Genomic DNA, 14,984 nt, shown 5'->3' with positions numbered 1-14,984 from the left:
CGGTCCCCTAAATCGAAATCGCGTGGGCGTGGTTGCCCAAGGCGCGGACGACGCTATAAACGGTCAGCGCCGAGGTCTTCGGGTTGGCCAGCAGCGGCTTGCCACGCAAGCTCAGTTCGAAACCGCCGAATGCACCGCGCGCTTCGAAGTGATGGACGTTCTCCTCGCTCAGCGGGTCGGCGATCAGTGTCACGTGGGTGCGATCCAGGCCGAGCCCGGCCAGCGACAAGGTCGCCGCGACGTTGGCGTTTTTTGGATAGAGCCGTGCCGCTTCGCGAGCGCTGCCTTCAAAAATCACCGTTGCTTCGGTAATGCTGTCCAGGTCGCAGGCCTGTTCAGCAGGGGTGTTTTTCCAGGCTTTAGCCGGTTTGCGACCGGTGTAATTGACCGAATCCAGCCCACCGACTTTGGCTGCCGACAGGGCGTCGATACCGCCGATGGCGCCGGGCAGCAATTCGATGCGGGTCTGGCCGCGTTCGGCCGCTGCTTCCAGGCGTTCAACCAGGCCGACTTCGGACAGCGCGCCGACCGAGACGATCAGGCAGGCAATGCCACGCTCCAGCGCGGGCAACACATGTTCTTCGATGGCGCGGTGGCCGGCGCACTCGACCAACAGGTCGGGACGGGCATCGGCCGGCAACGCGGTCAGCACCTGCGGCGGTTGCTTGAAGCTGGCCAGCCTTTGACGGACAAGCTCTTCAGACCCGGCCGAAGCGATGACGTAGTCAACGCACAGCTGCGGGTCCTTCTCCAGCAGTTCGAGCACGCCGACGCCAATGGCGCCGCAGCCGATCATGGTGATATGCAGCATGACGAAGTCCTCAGGCCGTGGCTTTTTGCGCTTTGGTTTCGCTGTTGGGCGGACCGGCGAACTGGGTGGCGAAGCTGCCGACGGCGAGCATGTCGACTTCCAGCAGGAACGGGCCGGGTTGAGCCAACGCGCCGTCGACCACGCGGCCGAAATCCTTCAGGTCGGTGACCAGGCCGTGGCGCAGGTTCAGGGATTGCGCCAGCTTGGAGTAATCCGGCGTGTGCAGGTCGACGTAGCAGTGACGGCTGCCATACACCGCGTCCTGAATGTTGCGGATCACGCCGTAACGTTGGTCGTTCATCAGCAGAATCACCACGTTGGCTTTTTCTTGCACCAGCGTCGCCAGTTCGCCGAGGTTGAGGATGAAACCGCCGTCACCGGCCAGGGCGAAGACCTTGCGCTCAGGCGCCGTTTCAGCCGCGGCCACGGCAGCACCGATCCCCATCGACAGGCCCTGGCCAATGCCGCCTCCGAGTGCATGCACGCCGGCGCGAGGGTGGAACAGGGTCAGCAGGCGGTTGCCCCAGATGCTGTTGGACAGCGTGACGTCGCGCACCCAGGAGAAATTGCGCCCGGTGATCGCTTGTAGCTGTTCGACCATGGCCGAATACGGGCCGAGGTCGGCGATCAATTGGGTGCGGGATTTTTCGCGGACATCCTTGAGTTCGGCGAGGAATGTCGGGTCGATCTGCAGGCGACCTTCCAGGCGATCCGCCAGACCTTCAAGGGCCAGCGCCGAATCGCCACAGATGAACAGTTCGCTGTTATAGCTGCGCCCTTCGATGGCCGGGTTGGCATCGATACGCAAGGTGTTGCGTGGCAATTTCAACGCGTACTTGAAGGTTTCGTTGCTGCGCAGACGCGAGCCTGCGATCAGCAAGGCATCGCAGCTTTGCAGGAACTGCTCGACGAGTTTGTTTTGCGAGAACGCGCCGAGGCAACGCTCGTCATCTTCGTTGACCACGCCGCGACCCTGAGTCGAGGTGATCACGCCGACGCCCATGTCCAGCAGGCGTTTGACTTGAGGCCCGGCATGCCGTGCGCCGCCGCCGAGCCACAACAGTGGACGGGTGGCGGTGGCCAGACGCTCGGCCACCAGGTCCAGCGCTTCAGGCGCAGGCACGGCAACCGGAATCGGCAGCGGTGACAGGTCGGTGGGCATCGGGATGAAGGTCGACTGGATGTCGATCGGGATCTCTACGCTGACCGGCCCGGTGGGGGCGGTCAGGGCAGTCTGCACGGCCAGCTTCATTGTGCTGAGCGCGGTTTCGACGCTGCGCACACGGAACGCAGCCTTCGACACGGCCTTGAGCATGGTCAGTTGGTCGCGAGCTTCATGGATATAAGCGAACTCTTGATCCAGATAAGGCGTTTCGATCTGCCCGGTGATGTGCAGCAGCGGAGTGCCGGCAGTCAACGCTTCGACCAAGGCGCCGGCGGCGTTACCGGCGGCGGTGCCAGTGGACGTCAGGCAGACACCGAGGCCGCCGGTGGTGCGGGCATAAGCGTCGGCCATGTTGGTGGCGCCGGCTTCACCGCGAGCCATGACGAAGCGGATGTTTCCGCGAACGGCGAAGGCATCGAGGATCGGCATGTTGTGGATCGAGATCACGCCGAACGCGGCCTTGACGTCGCACTGCTCGAGAAATGCGGTGATGGCAGCGCCAACGGTGACAGTATTTTCATTACGCATGGCGGGACAGGCCTCCAGAAACATCGATATGGCTGCCTGTGGTGTAAGCCGACAGAGGCGAGGCCAGAAACAGGATCGCGCGGGCCGCTTCAATCGGCAGGCCCAGGCGCCCTAAGGGAATGTGTTTGTGTTGCGCCAGCTGGGCGGTCCATTGGGTCCAGTCCAGATCCCGCTCTTCGCGGGCATCGAAACGTCGGCGCCATTGCCCGGATTCAACCAGGCCAATGAGGATGCCGTTGACCCGAATGCCTTGACCTGCAAATTCGGTGGCCATCGAGCGCACCAGGTTCATGACCCCGGCGCGAGCGGCCGAGGTGGCGACCATGTGCGGTTCCGGCTGGCTGGCCAGCAGCGAGTTGACGCAGACGATGGCCGCGTTCGGCTGGCGTTGCAGCTGTGCCATGAAGGCGTGGACCGGGTTGATCACCGAGAAGAACTTCAGGTTCAACTCTTCGGTCCAGGCACTGTCGGTGGTGTCGGCGAAGGTCGACACCCGACCTTGCCCGGCGTTGTTGATCAGCACGCTGGCCGGGCCCAATGCGGCCAGACTAGCCGCGGCAAACGCCTTGACCGAGTCCGCATCGAGCACGTTGCAAACATGGGCGAGCAGTCGTGCTTCGGGGAAGCGTTGACGCAACTCGGCTTCGGCGCTGCGCAACCGGTTTTCGTCCCGGCCGCAAAAGGCCACGGCCGCGCCGGCTTCGAGCAACAATTCGACGCAGGCCAGGCCAATGCCCGAGGAGCCTCCGGTGACAATCGCTGTGCTGTCTTGCAGTTGATAAAGGCTCATTTCAATCCCTCATCAACGCAGTGACGCGGTGCTGACCGTCATGGGCAGTAGCGCTGTTGTAGTTGAGCAGCCGCGACAGTTCGTCGGCACTGCGGCGCACTTGCAGCAGCAACTCGTTGAAGTTGACGTGGGCGATCTGTGCGGTCGGGATCGTGACGCCCAGAGCGGCGACGATCCTGCTCGTCTCATCGCGCACCGGGGCGGCGACGGTTGAGATCGTTGACTCAAAGAACCCTTCGCTGCTGACGAAACCGCGCTGGCGGTCGGCTTGAACCAGGTCGAACAGTTCCATCACGGTTTTCGGCGTGCACTCGGAGAACTGCTCCAGGTGTTCTTCCGGGTACAGCTCACGCAACTCTGCCAGCGACAGGTCTTCGAGCAGAATTCGCCCCAGGACCGTGGCGTGGGCGGGCAGGCGAGTGCCGACGTTGACCGCGCTGGAGAACACTGACGGCGGCGAGACCTTGGCCACGTAAACAATCGAACGACCATCGCGCACCACCAGGTTGCTCGGGTAGTTGAGGCGGTCGCACAAACGCGCCAACAGCGGCTGGCCCAGTTCGGTCAGCTCCAGCGAAGCCAGGTATTCAAAGCCCAGGCGCAGCACCGACATGCCCAGGCGGTATTCATTGCCGCTGCGGGTGACGAAGCCCATGGTTTCCAGGGTCGTCAGCAGACGAAATATGGTTGAGCGCGGCAGCGCCAGACGCCGTGCCAGTTCCGGCGCGGTCAGCGTGCGATTGCGCCGGCTGAATTCGCAGAGCAGCAGCAGGCCGCGTTCCAGGCCCGGCACGATGTATTTGTCCTGAGCGTCCTTCAGCAGATCTGAATCGTTCATAGAGATGCACCTGTCAGGGATTCTTTAATGGCAAAGGCCAGACGGCCCGCCACGACATAAGGTTGTTCGATAGGGCTGGCATGCCCGGCATCGGCAATCAGGTTGAACGTGGCGCCCAACGCCTTGGCCAGGGTCAGGCAGCTTTCGGGAGCCGTGATGCTGTCGGCTTCGCCGCAATGCACTTCGCAAGGCATCGACAGCGGTGGGTGCCGCAGCAGGTCATCGCTGCACAGCAGTTCAATGGCCTGGCGATAGCCATCGGGATTGAGCCGCGCCATGTTCCACTGCACCCAGGCCTGTGCTTTCGGGCTGGCGGCGGGTGAAAGCATGTAGGGACTGCGTTGCTCGGCCATCTGCTGAATGCTCTGTTGTTCCAGGGCACGCAGGCGTTTGTTGCGCACTTCCTGACGCTGCAAGGCGCGTGATGGATGGCCATAGCCTTGGGCAGGGCTGATCAAGACCAGCCGGCTGATCCGTTGTTGCTGCACGCCGCTGGCGAACGCTGTGGCCGTCATCGCGCCCAGGGAATGACCCACCAGCACACAGCGCTGGATACCCAGAGCGTCGAGCATCTGCAGCAGTCGTTCGGCGTAGTCCGAAGCGTCGGGGGCCAGCGATCTCAGCGGCGTGGAATCACCGTAGCCGGGAGCGTCCCAGGCAATCACCCGGGCGCTCTGCCCAAGCTCCTGCGCCACCTCTAACCACGACGCCGAGCCCGAGCCGATCCCGTGCAACAACACAATGGCCGGCCCGGCGCCGCATTCGCGAAAGGCCTGGCGACCGCCTGCGATCTCCAGCGTGCGCACTGGAAAGTTCAGGGCCAGTTGTGCCTGGAGGTCAGCCGTGAGCGGCGGGACGAGATTATCGATGGCGTACGACATGGGCTTATCCGCGCTTGATCGAGGCCAGGGGGTGTTCTGGCGGGTAGGTCGGAGTCAGCGGTTTTTTCGCGCCGAGCATCACGCACATCAGCGCGTCTTCATCGCCGATGTTGATCTCTTCGCGGTACACGCCGGGCGGTACGGAAATCACGTCGCGGTCGGTGAGGATGGTTTCGAAACGCTCACCGTCCTTCTCGATCACCACTTTGAGTTTGCCGCGCAGCACAAAGAACACTTCTTCAACATCGGTGTGCAGGTGCGGCGGGCCCTCGTGACCGGCCGGAATCACCATGGTGGAGAACGTGAAGTTCTCCGACGGGATGGTGTTCATGTCGGTACTCACGCCCGTGCCGCCGGTGCCGATGTAGCGCATTTGCGCACGACGGAATTTCGGGTCGTAATCGGCCTGGAACTTCAGCGCGTTCCAGTCGTACTTGCGCGTGTCGTAGCGGGCGATGCGGGTTTTCATCCAGCTTTCCAGATCGCTGCCGGCCGGTTGTTCCCAGCTTTTCGGGGTTGCTTGTTGTGAAGAAGAGTGTGCGGATAGATCGGTCATGGCTGTCTCCTGATCAAGGCATGACGAACCCGCCGTTGACCGGCAAGGTTTGTCCAGTGATGAAACGGGCGAGGTCGGACAGCGCGAACAGCACGGCGCCGCTGACGTCTTCGGGAAGTTGCGGGCGTTGGATGGCCCGGTGGTCGTTGTACAAACGGTGACGTGCTTCGGGCACGTAGGCGGTGGCTTCGACCAGCACCAGGCCAGGCGCGATGGCGTTGACCGTGATGTTGTCGGTGCCCAGTTCGCGGGCCAGGCTGCGGGTCATCGCAATGATTGCGCCTTTGCTGGCGACATAGGCCAGCAGGTTGGGCGCACCCCACAGCGGCGTGTCGGACGCCAGGTTGACGATGGCGCCATGACCACTGGCGCGCAGGGCCGGCAGACACGCTTTGGTCATCAGCCAGGTGCCGCGCACGTTGACTTGCATGACCTGATCCCAGGTATCGAGGCTCAGTTCTTCGCACGTCTTGCCGCCGGAATTGGTGATTGACGCGTTGTTCACCAGACCGTCGAGCCCACCGAGCAATCGGGTGGTTTCAGCCACGCAGGCATCGATCGAATCGGGTTGTGCAAGATCAACCGTCACGCCATGCACGGTCAGGCCTTCGGCGACCAGTTCAGTGGCCGATTGCTGGACGCGTTCGGCAAGAATGTCGGCGATCACCACGTGGGCACCGGCGCGGCCGATGGCCTGGGCAAACGCATAACCCAATCCGCGGGCACCCCCGGTGACCAGGATCCGGCGGCCTTCAAGCAAACGATTGAGGGCCGTCATCATTGAGTACTCAGCATGGCTTTGGGCATGTAATGCAGAACGCGTTTCTCGGCCCAGACCACCGCGCCGTAGGAGAGCACCCCGATCAGCGTGAGCATGACAATGGCGACGAATACGCCCGCGGTGTTGCCCTGACCTTCGGCATCGACCAGCAGGAAGCCCAGGCCCTGGTTACCGCCGACCAGCTCACCAACCGTGACGCCGATCACGGCCAGGGTCGAGGCAATGCGCAAGCCCGAGAACAGCGCAGCCATGGCCGAGGGGAACTCCACCAGGCGGAAGATCTGCCAGCGACTGGCGTTCATCGTCCGCACGAGGTTGATCATGTCCGGGTCAACGGTGCGGATAGCCGACAGCACGTTGATCATCACCGGGAAGAACACAATCAGGATGGCGATCAGGATCTTCGGGTAGATGGTGTAGCCCAGCCACATCACGAACAGCGGGGCGAAGGCGACTTTCGGGGCGATTTGCAGGGCCAGAATGTAAGGCGACAGCATGGCTTCAGCGGCGGGCGAGAGCCCGAGCGAAACACCGATCGCCACGCCGAGCAGAGCGCCCAGGCCGAAGCCGACAATGATCTCGAATGCTGTAATCAGGGTATGTTGCAGCAGGCCGCCGGTTTGCCACATCACCATACTTTCCTGGGCCACACGGCTCAGGTGCGGCATGACGAACTCTGGCATGCCGAGCAGTCCCGGGCCCCATTGCCAGAGCACCAGGAACAGGATCAGCAGTGCAACGCTGCCGAGCATGGAGTTATTGAGGTTTTTCATCGTGTCGTTACCTTGTTGTCACTCGCCGTTATTGCGCAGCTGTTTGGGTGTCGATGAACTGGTTGGTGTACAGGTCGTCGAGCTTCGGTTCCTGGGTGACGATGCCTTCGCTGACATAGAACTTGCGGACGGCTTCCAGCCGGTCGGGATCGATGCGGCCCAGTACGGTTTGATTGGCGTAGACGTGTTCGACGTAAAGCTTGAAAACCTTCTCCAGCGAATCTTCCTTGCCGGCGTAGGCGGGGACCGCTTTGGCGAAGGTGACCGCCGCGGCGCGCGGGTCCTGAATGATGTCGTGCATGCCTTGCAGGGTGGCCTGGACCACGCCGCGAACAATCTCCGGGTGCGTCTTGATGGCGTCGTCCGAAGCGAGGATCGCCTGGGCCATGCTCTCGAAAATCTGCGATTGCGGAATCAGCTTGATCTTCACCCCGGCTTCTTCGGCGTTGACCACCCAGTCCGGTACGCCCGCCATCGCCTGGGCTTTGTCAGCCGAGAACAACTGCCAGACGCCCGACGGACCGGCCGCCTGGATATTCACGTCGGTTTTGCTCAGGCCGGCTTTGCGAAGGGAGGCGAGCAAGGCGTAGTAGGTGGTATCCGAGTAGGACATCACCGTCATGGTCTTGCCCTTGAGGTCAGTGATCGAGTTGATATTTTCCGCGGCATTGGTGGCAATCATGGTCACGCCACCCGCGCCCAGCACGGCGACGGCGCGCACCGGAATACCGTTGGCCCGCACCACAATCGGGGTATCGCCCAAGGCACCGCCGAGCATGGCGTTACCGGCACCGATCTGTTTCGCCACGTCCACACCGCCCTTGGCCGCGATGAAGGTCATGTTCAGGTTCTGGGCGGCGTAGTAACCCTTTTCCTGAGCGATGATCCACGGGGCGAACGCCGGCGAGTTCGGCGGCGCCGGCAACAAGTAGGTCACGTCGGTTGGCTGCGCCTGCGCGGCGAAGGCCATGCCCAGGCCGAGCGCAATGCCGGTGGCCTGGCTGAAGCGTTGAAACAGTGACTTGAACATGCGTACTCCTGAATCGGTTGATGGCCGCAAGGGCGTTGATCAATGCAGTTCGGTGTCTTCGCCGACTTTCAGCAACTCCATCAGGCGACCGGCCAGCGGGCCGATCTCCGGCAGCTTGCGGCGCTCCAGCGGGTTGTCGCGAAACGGCAGGTCGACAGTGATTTCTTCGATGATGGTGCCCGGGCGGGCACTCATGACCAGCAGCCGGTCGGACATGGCGATGGCTTCGATCAGGTCATGGGTAATGAACAGGGCGGTTTTCTTTTCATCGAACAGCATCCGGGCCATGTCCTGCTGCAGGATCATCTTGGTCTGCGCATCCAGGGCCGAGAACGGCTCGTCGAGGAACAGCACTTGCGGGTCGATGGCCAGGGTGCGAGCCAGGGCTGCACGCTGACGCATGCCGCCCGACAGCTGGAACGGGTAGTGGTCGGCAAAGCCTTGCAGGTGGCAACGATCAAGCAGATCTTTGGCCACGGCCTGACGCTTGGCGGCAGGTACACCTTGAATTTCCAGGCCCAGTTCGACATTGCGGCGAATGCTGCGCCATGGCATCAGCAAATCTTTTTGCAGCATGAAAGCGACTTGGCGAACCGGACCTGTGACCGCTTCACCGCCGACGAACACTTCGCCTTCGGAAGGTCGATACAGGCCGGAGCCCATGTTGAGGATGGTGCTTTTGCCGCAGCCGGAAGGGCCGATGATCGACACCACTTCACCACGGCGAATCTTGAAATTAACGTCGCGAATGGCAAACGGCGCTTCGGATTTTCCTTTGGCCGGGAAACATTTGCCGACATTGCGAAATTCAATTTCGATGGGCTCCAGATCTTCCTTGGGAGCGGGTTTATTCCATTGAGGGGCGATGGCGTACATCTCGTTCACAGCCATTGGGAAGGGTCTCTGGTCTGTTTTATAGGTGATACGGTGTTTAGTGCATGAACAATGCCACCCCAATGCCAGGTTGATTTTTTGTTTAAAAAGCTTTGTTTATTAATGAGTTGCGAGTTTTTTAAGGTTTTTGGCGTGTTTCATATACGAAACAAGGTTTCCTGTATGGCACGAAATTGCACATTGAATGTGCGTGCCATGGGAAACGGCGAGAAAGAAGGGGTTGTTGGGGTAACGCGGAGGGGGCAAAAACAGGGCTTTTGTTTTACATATGAAACGAGGGGGCGGCTTTTTGTATTTTGGGTCGGGATTAGTGTTTTTCGTTCGGGCCTCATCGCGAGCAATCCCGCTCCTGTAGGAGCAGAGCTTGCTCGCGAAGGCGGTGGCTCAGTCAGTAGGGATGTTGAATGTGATGGCCTCATCGCGAGCAATCCCGCTCCTACAGGAGTGTGGCTTGGGCAGCACAAACGGTGAAAATTTCAGATCGGATCTGCTGTGCTATTTACCGCTAAACACCGCCGGCCGACGCTCGGTGAAGGCCGCCAGCCCTTCAGTGAAATCGGCGCTTTCGCAGGCCTGTCGCCGCAGTTCCGCAATCTGCTCCATCGCCTGAACGGGCATCGGTTGCAGGTCTTCCAGAATTCGCAATTGTTCCTTCACCGCCGCAATGGCCAGCGGTGCTTTGGCGGCGATGCCTTGGGCCATGTCGAGCGCAGTCGATTCCAGCGCGTCGCTGTCGACCAGCCTGTTCACCAAACCAAACCTTTCAGCGCGTTCGGCATCGAGCTTCTGCGCGGTGAAGAACATTTCCTTCAACACGTGAATTGGCAAATTGTTGAAGAACCGCAGCAACCCGCTGGTGGTGTAGGGCAAGCCGATGTTGGCCGGGGTCATTGCGAAGCTTGCACTGCGATCGGCAACGACCAGGTCGCAGCTCATTACCAGGTCGACCGCGCCGCCCCACACCGAGCCGCAGACTTGGGCGATCACCACGCCGGGGTAGGCGCGGATGCGGCGCAATACCTGTTCGAGGGGTTTGCCGTAGGCAATGGGGTCGCGGTCATGTTGCAGTTCGCGAATGTCATGGCCGGCGCTCCATACCGGTTGGCCCACTTCGCTGCCAAGTATCACAACGGGGATGCGTTGTGAGGCGAGGGCGGCGAGGCTTTCGTCTAGGGATGCCAGCAACTGCGCGCTGAGGGCGTTGCGGTGGGTGGGGTTGCTGAAGACCACCCGCGCGATGCGTTCATCGACCCGGTTGACGGTCACGGTGGCGGAAGAGGTTGGGTTCATAGGGCGGTTCCTGTTGATTGTTCGGGCGAATCGTCGGTGTCCTGGAACACGACCTTGGCGGCGAGCAGTGCGTTGATCGATGCGGCATCGAAACCGGCTTCGCGCAGGACTTCGATGGTGTGTTCACCCAGGAGCGGCGGCGGGCGGCTGGCGGCGCCGTCGGTGGCGCTGAACACCGGTGTCACGACCTGACGCAATGCGCCAAGTGTCGGGTGCGTGAGTGTTTCGGTCAGTTGGCTGTGCAGCACTTGCGGATCGTCGAACACTTCGTCGAGTGTGTTGATCGGACCGGCGGGCAATCCTGCCTCGACGAACAGCGTGGTCCATTCGAGTTTGCTGCGAGTTTTCAATCGGCTTTCCAACATCTCCCGCAACTCGTCACGACGTTCGACTCTCGCTTCGTTGGTGGCAAATCGCGGGTCATCCGGCAACTCAGGCAAATCGAGCAGCACACACAAACGTCCCCACATGGCCGAGGTGATCGGCGCCAGATTGAGCGGGCCGTCCAGCGTCTGGAACACGCCATAAGGCGCAATCACCGAATGCGCATTGCCGGTACGGCGCGGCACATCACCCAGGCTGAGATAGCGTTGACCGTGCACACTCAACAGCCCGACCAGACTGGCCAGCAACGACGTGCTGACGTGTTGGCCTTGCCCGGTAGTCGAGCGCTCCAGCAGGGCCGCCAACACGGCCGTCACCAGCCACATGCCCGAGGTCAAATCGCCGATGGCGGTGCCGGTACGCGTCGGGTCGCCATCGACGAAACCGGTCAGGCTCATCAGCCCCGAATAACCCTGTGCAATCTGGTCGAAGCCCGGCCAACTGCTCATCGGCCCGTCGGTGCCAAAGGCGTTGATGCTGCCCATGATCAGTCGCGGATTGCGGGCCCTGAGCACGTCATAACCGAGCCCCATACTCTCCAGGGTGCCGGGTTTGAAGTTCTCGATGACGACGTCGGCCTCATCGATCAACCGCTGGATCGTGGCCAATCCCTGGGGATTGCGAAAGTCGATGCACAGGCCGCGCTTGTTGCGGTTACACGACAGATAGTAAGTGCTCACGCCCCGGTCGAACGGGCCCCAGGTGCGGCTCATGTCGCCGGTCGGGCCGGGCTCGACCTTGATCACATCCGCACCGAGGTCCGCCAGCACCATGGTGCAGAACGGCCCCGACAGTGCGCGGCTCAGATCAACAATCTTCACGCCTTGCAAAGCTTGCATAGGGTTCTCCAGTGAAGGGTCAGGCGCGCGTTATTGCGGCAAGGTTTGATCACGGGTTTCGACGGCAAACGGCAGGATCAGAATGCCGGCCACGAAGGCCGCGGCCGTCCAAGCGATGGGCGCGCCCAGCGAGCCGTACCAATGAATCGCAGCGGCCAGCAGGAAGTTGACGCCCGCGCCGATGAAGCGGCCGACCGAGGCATTGAAGGCGAAGGCCGTGGCGCGGATCCGGGTCGGATACTGCTCGGGCAGCCAGAGGGAGAAAATCGCGAAGTTGCCGCCGAAGAAGCCGAGGAACACCAGCGACACCATGAACAGATGAAGGCCATCGTCCATGTAGAACACCCAGCCGAACGCGACAATGATCGATGCCGCCATGCCGGCGAAATAGATCCCCAGCGCAACCCGTCGACCCAGTCGTTCGGCCAGCCAGGGCGCCACGAGGCAACCCAGAATCGTGCTGAGCGACAGCACCGCCGCGCCGATGGAGGCGAGGTGCACGGCCCCGACGTGATCGATACCCGCTTGGGTGGCCAGCGTGACGACGGCCGTCGCTTCGTAAACCGAGCCGGCCCACAAGCCGACGATGGCGACGCCGACCAGTAAGGAGCTGGTCAGCGTGCGGCGCCGAAAGGCTGGTGCAAAGATTTCCCACCACGACGCGCGGGTTGCAGGCTTCAACGCGGGCGGTTTGACGTTGAGCGCAGGCTTGCGCACCTGGCCAGGCTCTTTCACTTTCAGCGCGGTATAGATCGCAATGAACGCCGGGAACAGGCCGCAGAGAAACATCACGCGCCAGCCATAGGTTGCGCCGACGGTGTAGTTCAGCAGCGCGGCAATGAAGAAGCCAAAGTAGTAGCCGGTTTGCAGATACCCCGCGCCCATCTTGCGCCGGTCTTCTGGCCAGCTCTCGGCGACATAGGTGCCGGCGAGTGCCCACTCGCCACCGACGCCAATCCCGGCGATCAGCCGGAACGCCGCCAATTGCCAGATGTTCTCCGAGAACGCCGCCGCGCCGGTAAACAGCGAGTAGACCAGAATGCTGGCGGCCAACATCTTCACCCGGCCAAAGCGGTCGGCGAGCGGCCCCCAGATAAACGACAGGCCCCAGCCGATCAGAAACAACCCGAACGTTATCGAACCGTACATGGCGATGTTGGTGGCGGTGGGCTCAATGCCCGAGGCGGGCAGCAGTTCGGTCAGGGCAGGAATCAAAACCAGTGCGAAGATCACCGAATCCACACCATCCAGAACCCATCCCACGTAGACCGTCCAGAAGCCGCGAATCTGCTCGCGGGTCAGGGGCGTTTTGATGGGCTTCACGCCCGTTGCTGAGGCTGTTAACACGCTAGACATTGAGATCTCCCATTGACCTTGATCAGGCCTATAGAAGCGCTGCTTGCCGGTGCCGGCCGTTAGCGCTTCGTTTGTTGTGAGACGAGTCTAGGCGTCGTATCTCATAAGCTTCAAATATGATATTCCTCTGCTTCCATCGGAAGGTTATATGGCTTTGGAGGGATGCATGGACCTGCGCCAGTTGCGGTATTTCATCAAAGTGGTCGAGTGCGGCAACATCACTCGCGCCAGCGAAGCACTGCATATCGCGCAGCCCGCGATCAGCCAGCAAATGCGCAATCTGGAACTGGACATGGACATGCAACTGCTCGAGCGCAGCGTGCATGGCGTGGTGCCCACGGCAGCCGGGCAGACGCTGTATCGGCATGCCATCGAACTGCTGCGCCAGGCTGACGGCACGCAGGAACTGTTGCGTCAGGACGCCGACTTCCCGCAGGGCAAAGTGTCGGTCGGCATGCCGTCGAGTACTGCACGCATGTTGGCGATTCCGCTTGCGCGCACGATTCGCAGTCGCTATCCGGGCATCAAGCTGGAGTTGATCGATGCGCCGAGCGCTGACCTCGGACGCCTGATCACGGTCGGGCGGGTGGCACTGGCAGTGAATGTCGATGCGGTCGAAACCCGTGGCATGGCCATGCAGCGGCTGTTCACCGAAACGCTGTACCTGGTGGCGTGGCCAGAGTTTTCATTACCGGATGAACCGCTGTCGATTGAAGCGTTGGCGAAGATGCCGCTGGTGCTGCCCTGTGCGCCAAACACGATCCGCAGTCGGGTCGAGTCAGCCTTCCAGGAGGCCGGCCTGCACTGCGAGGTTGAGTTCGAGGCCAATTCCACGGACCTGTTGTTCTCGGCCGTCCTGGCCAATCTGGGCGTGACAATCCTGCCGTGGGCGGCCGCCCATGTTGAACTTGAGCAACACAGGCTCAAGCTGGCCAGGATCGATCATCGACTGTTTACCCGTGATCTTTCGCTGTGCTGGCATGACACGGTCGTCGAGAGCAACGCGGTGCAAAAGGTCAAATCGACCATTTTTGAACTGTTCGAAGACTTTGGGCGACAGCCGGGGTGGGCGGCTGGACGATGACGCTGTGAGGGCTGCCTTTTGTCGGTGTGCCTGAACCGGACTCGCGATCGGTTGATCCATGTAGAAGGACTCAGGAGCTGTCGTCATTCTCTGCATTGAGGAACTCTAATCATTCAGCCCAAGGTACACCTGCGATACGACCTAACGCTGCTGATGCTGTTTGGGTTGATCGTCGTGGTGCTGGGCTATTCACCCCGCAGCAGAGTGGATTGGGCACTGGAACACTTGTGTGTCGGCATCGTCGGGCGTTCAAACCGGGCGGAGCGGGCGGCGATCATCCTCAGCCCGGACGACGCCTCAGTCGTCGGCGAGCTGAAACCGATAACCCACGCCATACAACGACTCGATGGGATTCTCCCCGGGGCAGGCCTGTTCGAGCTTGCGCCGCAGATTGCGAATATGGCTGTCGACCGTGCGGTCGGTCACCACTCGGTGATCGGAGTAGATCTTGTCGAGCAACTGATCCCGAGAAAACACGCGTCCTGGAGAGCGGGCGAGGGTGCTGAGCAGTCGCAGTTCCAGGGGCGTCAGGTCCAGTGCAATACCGTCGAAGGAGGCCTGGTACTGCTCTTCATCAATCTGCAGACGCGATCGCGCAGACGTCAAAAGATGCGGGCTGCGTCGCAGGATGGCCTTGACTCGGGCGACCACTTCACGGGGGCTGAAAGGTTTGCAGATGTAGTCGTCGGCACCCAGGTCCAGTCCGAGCAGGCGATCCACTTCCTCGACTCGGGCGGTGATCATGATGATGGGCACCGCACTGAAGCTGCGCAGTTCTTTGCACACTTGCAGGCCATCACGTCCGGGCAGCATCAGGTCGAGAAGGATCAGTCGCGGCTCGCGGGCACGTACCGCCGGCACCACGTCCAACCCGTTGTCCAGACACTGGGTCGGGTAGCCCGCAACGGTCAGGTAGTCGCGCATCAACGCGGCCAGTTTGGGTTCATCTTCGACGATGAGAATCGGAGTGTCGTTGACCATGGT

At 61.5% G+C, this 14,984-nt stretch carries 15 protein-coding genes; 1 reads left to right on the top strand and 14 read right to left on the bottom strand.

What is annotated here, in order from left to right:
* Positions 1 to 7: 7 nt before the first annotated feature.
* The 13 genes from ACYZT5_RS11745 to ACYZT5_RS11685 all read right to left on the bottom strand — a co-directional run bounded on the left by ACYZT5_RS11745 (position 8) and on the right by ACYZT5_RS11685 (position 12,883).
* Positions 8 to 811: an aspartate dehydrogenase gene (locus tag ACYZT5_RS11745; protein WP_462051249.1), complete on the bottom strand. Its 804-nt coding sequence runs from the start codon at positions 809 to 811 to the stop codon at positions 8 to 10.
* A gap of 10 nt (positions 812 to 821) precedes the next feature.
* Entirely contained in the window at positions 822 to 2,504 is a 1,683-nt protein-coding gene (locus tag ACYZT5_RS11740; protein WP_462051248.1) for a thiamine pyrophosphate-binding protein, read from the bottom strand.
* Complete coding sequence (locus ACYZT5_RS11735; protein ID WP_462051247.1) at positions 2,497 to 3,294, bottom strand: SDR family oxidoreductase; 798 nt, start codon at positions 3,292 to 3,294, stop codon at positions 2,497 to 2,499. Before ACYZT5_RS11735 ends, ACYZT5_RS11740 begins: the two co-directional genes overlap by 8 nt.
* A 1-nt stretch (position 3,295) precedes the next feature.
* The gene (locus ACYZT5_RS11730; protein ID WP_462051246.1) at positions 3,296 to 4,132 is read right to left on the bottom strand and encodes an IclR family transcriptional regulator; all 837 of its coding nucleotides are present in this window, start codon (positions 4,130 to 4,132) and stop codon (positions 3,296 to 3,298) included.
* Positions 4,129 to 5,013 (bottom strand): alpha/beta fold hydrolase, encoded by an 885-nt coding sequence (locus ACYZT5_RS11725; protein ID WP_462051245.1) that lies wholly within the window; start codon positions 5,011 to 5,013, stop codon positions 4,129 to 4,131. The genes ACYZT5_RS11730 and ACYZT5_RS11725 overlap by 4 nt, the downstream gene beginning before the upstream one ends.
* Positions 5,014 to 5,017: 4 nt before the next feature.
* Complete coding sequence (locus tag ACYZT5_RS11720) at positions 5,018 to 5,569, bottom strand: cupin domain-containing protein (RefSeq protein WP_462051244.1); 552 nt, start codon at positions 5,567 to 5,569, stop codon at positions 5,018 to 5,020.
* A gap of 13 nt (positions 5,570 to 5,582) precedes the next feature.
* On the bottom strand, positions 5,583 to 6,350 hold the full coding sequence (locus ACYZT5_RS11715) for an SDR family oxidoreductase (protein ID WP_462051243.1): 768 nt from the start codon (positions 6,348 to 6,350) through the stop codon (positions 5,583 to 5,585).
* Entirely contained in the window at positions 6,347 to 7,123 is a 777-nt protein-coding gene (locus tag ACYZT5_RS11710; RefSeq protein ID WP_462051242.1) for an ABC transporter permease, read from the bottom strand. The genes ACYZT5_RS11715 and ACYZT5_RS11710 overlap by 4 nt, the downstream gene beginning before the upstream one ends.
* A 28-nt stretch (positions 7,124 to 7,151) precedes the next feature.
* Positions 7,152 to 8,153, bottom strand: coding sequence for an ABC transporter substrate-binding protein (locus ACYZT5_RS11705; RefSeq protein ID WP_462051241.1), 1,002 nt, complete (start codon positions 8,151 to 8,153; stop codon positions 7,152 to 7,154).
* A 39-nt stretch (positions 8,154 to 8,192) separates the two neighbouring features.
* Positions 8,193 to 9,029: an ABC transporter ATP-binding protein gene (locus ACYZT5_RS11700; protein ID WP_462052237.1), complete on the bottom strand. Its 837-nt coding sequence runs from the start codon at positions 9,027 to 9,029 to the stop codon at positions 8,193 to 8,195.
* Positions 9,030 to 9,542: 513 nt separating this feature from the next.
* Entirely contained in the window at positions 9,543 to 10,337 is a 795-nt protein-coding gene (gene scpB / locus ACYZT5_RS11695) for a methylmalonyl-CoA decarboxylase (protein ID WP_462051240.1), read from the bottom strand.
* On the bottom strand, positions 10,334 to 11,560 hold the full coding sequence (locus ACYZT5_RS11690; RefSeq protein ID WP_462051239.1) for a CaiB/BaiF CoA transferase family protein: 1,227 nt from the start codon (positions 11,558 to 11,560) through the stop codon (positions 10,334 to 10,336). Before ACYZT5_RS11690 ends, scpB begins: the two co-directional genes overlap by 4 nt.
* Before the next feature lie 30 nt (positions 11,561 to 11,590).
* Entirely contained in the window at positions 11,591 to 12,883 is a 1,293-nt protein-coding gene (locus tag ACYZT5_RS11685; protein ID WP_462051238.1) for an MFS transporter, read from the bottom strand.
* A gap of 199 nt (positions 12,884 to 13,082) precedes the next feature.
* Here ACYZT5_RS11685 and ACYZT5_RS11680 point away from each other — a divergent pair, with 199 nt between their 5' ends.
* Entirely contained in the window at positions 13,083 to 14,000 is a 918-nt protein-coding gene (locus tag ACYZT5_RS11680; protein ID WP_462051237.1) for a LysR substrate-binding domain-containing protein, read from the top strand.
* A gap of 297 nt (positions 14,001 to 14,297) precedes the next feature.
* On the opposite strand, the gene ACYZT5_RS11675 is transcribed toward ACYZT5_RS11680, so the two are convergent.
* On the bottom strand, positions 14,298 to 14,981 hold the full coding sequence (locus ACYZT5_RS11675; protein ID WP_462051236.1) for a response regulator: 684 nt from the start codon (positions 14,979 to 14,981) through the stop codon (positions 14,298 to 14,300).
* Positions 14,982 to 14,984: the final 3 nt, after the last annotated feature.

This window comes from Pseudomonas sp. LB3P14, from assembly GCF_054898045.1.
The sequence above is the reverse complement of the archived record's forward strand: the minus strand, read 5'-3'. Positions and strand labels throughout refer to the sequence as shown.

Bases quoted from the DNA above. Each gene is read 5' to 3' on its own strand.
- ACYZT5_RS11745 (WP_462051249.1), bottom strand. From the start codon at position 811: ATGCTGCATATCACCATGATCGGCTGCGGCGCCATTGGCGTCGGCGTG.
- ACYZT5_RS11740 (WP_462051248.1), bottom strand. From the start codon at position 2,504: ATGCGTAATGAAAATACTGTCACCGTTGGCGCTGCCATCACCGCATTT.
- ACYZT5_RS11735 (WP_462051247.1), bottom strand. From the start codon at position 3,294: ATGAGCCTTTATCAACTGCAAGACAGCACAGCGATTGTCACCGGAGGC.
- ACYZT5_RS11730 (WP_462051246.1), bottom strand. From the start codon at position 4,132: ATGAACGATTCAGATCTGCTGAAGGACGCTCAGGACAAATACATCGTG.
- ACYZT5_RS11725 (WP_462051245.1), bottom strand. From the start codon at position 5,013: ATGTCGTACGCCATCGATAATCTCGTCCCGCCGCTCACGGCTGACCTC.
- ACYZT5_RS11720 (WP_462051244.1), bottom strand. From the start codon at position 5,569: ATGACCGATCTATCCGCACACTCTTCTTCACAACAAGCAACCCCGAAA.
- ACYZT5_RS11715 (WP_462051243.1), bottom strand. From the start codon at position 6,350: ATGATGACGGCCCTCAATCGTTTGCTTGAAGGCCGCCGGATCCTGGTC.
- ACYZT5_RS11710 (WP_462051242.1), bottom strand. From the start codon at position 7,123: ATGAAAAACCTCAATAACTCCATGCTCGGCAGCGTTGCACTGCTGATC.
- ACYZT5_RS11705 (WP_462051241.1), bottom strand. From the start codon at position 8,153: ATGTTCAAGTCACTGTTTCAACGCTTCAGCCAGGCCACCGGCATTGCG.
- ACYZT5_RS11700 (WP_462052237.1), bottom strand. From the start codon at position 9,029: ATGTACGCCATCGCCCCTCAATGGAATAAACCCGCTCCCAAGGAAGAT.
- scpB (WP_462051240.1), bottom strand. From the start codon at position 10,337: ATGAACCCAACCTCTTCCGCCACCGTGACCGTCAACCGGGTCGATGAA.
- ACYZT5_RS11690 (WP_462051239.1), bottom strand. From the start codon at position 11,560: ATGCAAGCTTTGCAAGGCGTGAAGATTGTTGATCTGAGCCGCGCACTG.
- ACYZT5_RS11680 (WP_462051237.1), top strand. From the start codon at position 13,083: ATGGACCTGCGCCAGTTGCGGTATTTCATCAAAGTGGTCGAGTGCGGC.
- ACYZT5_RS11675 (WP_462051236.1), bottom strand. From the start codon at position 14,981: ATGGTCAACGACACTCCGATTCTCATCGTCGAAGATGAACCCAAACTG.